General features: G+C 63.9%; 5 protein-coding genes. All 5 read right to left on the bottom strand.

Annotation, left to right across the window (positions count from 1 at the left end; translation table 11 throughout):
• Positions 1–221 precede the first annotated feature (221 nt).
• Complete coding sequence (locus tag ACWDTP_RS37655; RefSeq protein WP_450028305.1) at positions 222–1,043, bottom strand: isocitrate lyase/PEP mutase family protein; 822 nt, start codon at positions 1,041–1,043, stop codon at positions 222–224.
• Entirely contained in the window at positions 1,043–1,429 is a 387-nt protein-coding gene (locus ACWDTP_RS37660; protein ID WP_450028306.1) for a nuclear transport factor 2 family protein, read from the bottom strand. The genes ACWDTP_RS37655 and ACWDTP_RS37660 overlap by 1 nt, the downstream gene beginning before the upstream one ends.
• A gap of 146 nt (positions 1,430–1,575) precedes the next feature.
• Positions 1,576–2,481, bottom strand: coding sequence for a LysR family transcriptional regulator (locus ACWDTP_RS37665; protein ID WP_450028307.1), 906 nt, complete (start codon positions 2,479–2,481; stop codon positions 1,576–1,578).
• Positions 2,482–2,697: 216 nt separating this feature from the next.
• On the bottom strand, positions 2,698–3,036 hold the full coding sequence (locus ACWDTP_RS37670; protein WP_450028308.1) for a hypothetical protein: 339 nt from the start codon (positions 3,034–3,036) through the stop codon (positions 2,698–2,700).
• A 403-nt stretch (positions 3,037–3,439) separates the two neighbouring features.
• A complete protein-coding gene (locus tag ACWDTP_RS37675) occupies positions 3,440–4,210 on the bottom strand; it encodes an SDR family NAD(P)-dependent oxidoreductase (protein WP_450028309.1) in 771 nt (256 codons plus the stop codon).
• Between the last annotated feature and the right edge of the window lie 225 nt (positions 4,211–4,435).

Raw genomic sequence — 4,435 nt, forward strand, 5'->3', positions numbered from 1 at the left:
TGCGACGGCGACGCCTGCGAGCTGGACTGCGCATCGGTCGTCGAGGTGCCGCAGGCCGTCAAGGCCAAAGCAAGTGTCAGCAGGGCCACACCCTTCTGTGGGCCGAATTCCATGCGTCAGTCCTTTCGGGCGGGCGGCTCATCCGCCGTGCACCATCAGGTACCGATGCTACGAACCGACCAGGGCGACCAGTGGCCTCGCCGAGATCCGTCATCACTCCGTCACAACTTGATCAGGTCGATGATGTGGCCGAAGTCGAGTCTTGATGCGAGTGCCGTCAAGTCTCCGCCCGCAAGCCTTACGGCAGCCTCTTGGGTGGCTCCGAGGGCATTCATGTCGGGGTCGACCCCGAGGCTGACCCGGCGGACCCCGATCGTCTGCAGTTCTGCGAGGGTAACCGTGTCCTGCGGGCTGACCAGGAGGTTGACCGGTTTGGGGGCTACGGCCCTGACGACCGCGCCGACGGCCGAGATGTCCGGCAGGTTCGGCGCGTAGAGGACGTCAGCCCCTGCCTCCGCGAAGGCAGAAAGGCGGCGGATGGTGTCATCGATATCGGTGATGCCCCACAAGAAGTTGTCCGTACGGCCGGTCAGGACGATCTGGCCGTGTGCCGAGGCGGCGGCGGCCTCGACGCGGCGAACCGCATCGTCGAAGTCGCGAATGGGGTTCGTCGGGTCACCGGTGGTGTCCTCGACTCCGATGCCGGCCAGACCGCGGGCGATCGCGGCGTCGACCGTGGCCCGGACATCCTCGGGGGTCTCGCCGTAACCGTCCTCGAAGTCGCCGTTGACCGGCAACCCACTCACCGAGGTGAGTAGGGCGGCATGGTCCAGGTGCTCGTCACGGCTGACGGCGTGGATGCCGTCGATTCGGCCCAGCATCGCGGCGAGCGTCGCCGAGGAGGTCGCGATCGACTCGAATCCGGCCTCTTTGAAGAGCAGGGCCGACGGGCCGTCCCACACGTTGGGCATGATGAATATATCGGGGCCACAGTGAAGTTGGGTGAACTGTTCATAACGAGCCCGGGCGGCAATGTCAGACATCAGGCGGCCGGGACCGGATCGAGCGCACAGGCGGCGACACACACCCAGGTGCCATCGCGCTTCTGGTAGGTATCCGTGTACAGGGCTTCCTTGGCCACGCCATCGTGGAGCGTGGTCAATGTGCTGCGGGCGTGGATCAGCGCGACATCACCGAGGATGCGGATATTGACATCGCGTACGGCGAGATCCTTGAACGGACGCGGCTTTGCGATGTAAACCAGGTACTCATCCAGATTCAGGGTGAGACCTTCGATCTGGATGATGAAGTCGTCCGCCAGAAGCTCTTTGAAACGGCCGACATCATTGCTCTGATCGGAATGGATGTAGTCGAGGTTGAGTTGCTCCAGGATCGCCAGATCTTCGGCAGGGTGCCCGTTGTCGTTCATTGTTGTTCCTTCCCAAGAGGTTCGGCGTTCGTTGCGCCTGCCTCGACGTACGGGCCGGGGCCGTCCGGAAACCGGGTAATGAAGGGACTATTTGGTCCATCCTATAATGCCGCCCCATCGTCGGCAACCACGTGCATGGCTGCGGGTTATGAGGTGGATTGGGTGTCCATCGCAGCGACCAGGAGGGCGAGGTCTCGACGGGTTGACCACGCGGTCCATGCGGTCCATGTCCGGCGCACCAGCGGTTGGCCGACCAATGGCAGCCAGAGCAGGGTCTGGCAGAGTTCCTGTAGCGGCGGGCGTGGGGCGAGGGCGAATCGTCGGCCCATGCTGAGTTGGGCGAGTTTGACCGCCGGCGCGAGTTCTGTCGTCTCTGCCGTGTCGGCGCTGATGGCGATCCCGTGGTTGCGCAGGACGGCGGCGACGTGGTCGTACCATGCCGGGCAGTGCGATCTGGGGAATCCCAGCCATTCCAGGCTGGTCAGGTCGTCGAGGCGTAGGTTTGTGGTGCACAGGTTCAGGCTGTGTGCTTCGTCGGCGGCTAGCAGGACGCCCAGCGGTTCCTCGGCGACGAGCGCGACGTCGATGCCCTCCTCGGTGGGGCGTTCCGTGATGAGCGCGAGATCCAGTGCTCCCTTCTTCAGCGCCGCCAGTTGGGTGGGGCAGGGCAGTTGTGAGATCTGAACGGTGGTGTTGCGGAAGGGGGATGCGGCCAGTTTCGACAGAGCATCGGACAGCGGTTGTACCGTCATCTCGGCGTGTAGAGCAATCCGCAATACGGCGGCGGCTTGAGGCGAGAAGTTGGCCATGACGGCGAGAGCCCGTTCGAAGCGCCTGATGAGAATGCGTGCCTCGCTGAGGAACGCGGCCCCGGCCGGGGTTGGTGAGACCCCGCTGGGATTGCGGTCGAGCAAGCGTCTGTTCAGCGACTGTTCGAGAATCGCGACGTTCTGTGACAGTGCGGGCTGGCTGACGTTGAGACTGCGGGCGCCTGCGGAGAAGCTCCCGGCCTCGACGACGGCGACGAATGCTCGAAAGTGTCGGATTTCCACACGTGGCTCCACGTCAGAACCGCGTTATTCCATTGGCCGCGAACACGATCATGGTCGCCCCTCGGGCGGCTTCCGCGGCGACGGCAGCGGCACCGAGCGCATTCATAGACATCACACATTCCTCGCTCTGCGCGAACTCGACAATCTGGTGCGCCATGTCCACACGTCGGCAATCAGGGTCGGATGATCCGTGCCGCGACCGTGTGCCCGGTTCGCTCAGTCGCCGTCCTCACCGTCCTCGTCAAACTCTTCACGGGCCACCAGGAAAAACGACGAACCGTCATACGGACTGCCACTGATCTGGCCGCGGTGGCGCCCGTTGCGCGGCAGCCGGGCCGGGCCGTACCCGACCTCGCCCCGCTCGTCGTAGCCGACCTCGGACTCCTCGGCGGCTAGACGGTTATCCAGCGTCAGGTGGTCTCGTGGGGCGATCCAGCGCAGCGGCGCGTCGACCACGATGTCACCGTCGTCGTTGCGCACCTGGTCAGAATCCAGAGATTCGCTGGGCCCCAACGTGCCGTCAGGCCCGATGTCGTCGTAGTCGCCGTCGATCATGATGATGCTCCTGACATCCGGGCGCGCCCCTTCTGGTGGACGCGCCGTACCCGGTGATCGGCGCCGCACGATACTGCTATCGGGACGCCCTAGACATCAGAATAGCGAATGAGGACTATATAGTCCTCTCTGGTGTCTGGGCCCACCCGGCATCGACTCGGCCCCAGTCAGGCGGTGAGCAAATCGACGAACGCCGGATACCGGCCTATTCTGCCCGCATGTGCAAGGGATATCGGTCGCCCGGCAACCGGATCAAACCGAATAGCCCCGCTTATAGGAGGACTCTATCGTCCATTCAAGTGTGACGATCGGAACCGATGTGGCCGATCCCGATCAGGACTGAATCCGTTTCTCGTCAGCGTGCCCCGGGAGCAACCATCAGGGGTGCCAAATGGTGACCTGGCTAGTTGCGACCAGCCATGACGCCGCCGTCGACGTTCAGAATCGCGCCCGTGACCCAACTTGCCCGGTCGGAGAGTAGATAGGTGACGGCGTTCGCGACATCGGTGGGGGTGCCGACCCGCCCCAGCGGATGAAACGGGCCGAACGACTCCATCGTGGCGTCGATCTCGTCTTTCGGCACCCACCGCTCCAGAGCAGGGGTCTTCACGGCGGCCGGTGCCACCGCGTTGACTCGGATCTTGTGTCCGGCAAGCTCGATCGCAAGGTTATGGGTGAGCGCGTGCAGCCCGGCCTTCTGCATCGAGTGCCCACACGAAGGGGTGATACCGATGGCCTGATGGGCCCACATGCTGCCGATGTTGACGATGGAGCCGCCTTCGCCGTTGGCGATCATCCCCTCGACGATGGTCTGTGTCAGGAAGAACAGGGCATAGTTGAGCTCCATGTAGGAGTCGTAGAACTCGTAGTCGTACTCGATAAACGGTTTCGGTATGAAGAACCCGGCCGCGTTCACGAGCAGGGTGGCGTCCCGGTGCTGCTCGGAGAGTTCGCGTTGGATACCCGGGACCGCGGCACGATCCGCCAGATCGGCGGCGATGCCCCAGGCTTCGCCGCGCCGGGCAGTCAACTCGGCGACGGTGTCATCGACGCGGGCCGGCGATCGCCCGACGATCACCGCGCGCCCGCCATGTTCGACGACGTCGATCGCCACCTGCCGACCTATGCCGGCGCTGCCACCTATCACAACGACCTTCTTGGTCTCGAAATGCATGCTCAGCGCCTCTTCCTGGTCGTCGTGTTCTGGTGATGGTGAGGATGGTTCTGCCGGGCGTGCGGGTGGTGGGGGCGACGGCGGTGATGGCTCGCACGGCCGGTTCCTTCTGGTGTGGTCGGTGATTGTTGTTGGGCGGACTGGGGTTTGGTGTTTCTCCTACGGTCCGTAGCCGAACATACCCCGGGATGGTTGATGGTTGCGGTGCCATCGCGGTCGAATCTG

This window comes from Mycobacterium sp. NPDC003449, from assembly GCF_053588415.1.

Excerpts from the sequence above, each read along its gene's own strand:
- ACWDTP_RS37660 (WP_450028306.1), bottom strand. The coding sequence starts at position 1,429 with ATGAACGACAACGGGCACCCTGCCGAAGATCTGGCGATCCTGGAGCAA.
- ACWDTP_RS37655 (WP_450028305.1), bottom strand. The coding sequence starts at position 1,043 with ATGTCTGACATTGCCGCCCGGGCTCGTTATGAACAGTTCACCCAACTT.
- ACWDTP_RS37675 (WP_450028309.1), bottom strand. The coding sequence starts at position 4,210 with ATGCATTTCGAGACCAAGAAGGTCGTTGTGATAGGTGGCAGCGCCGGC.
- ACWDTP_RS37670 (WP_450028308.1), bottom strand. The coding sequence starts at position 3,036 with ATGATCGACGGCGACTACGACGACATCGGGCCTGACGGCACGTTGGGG.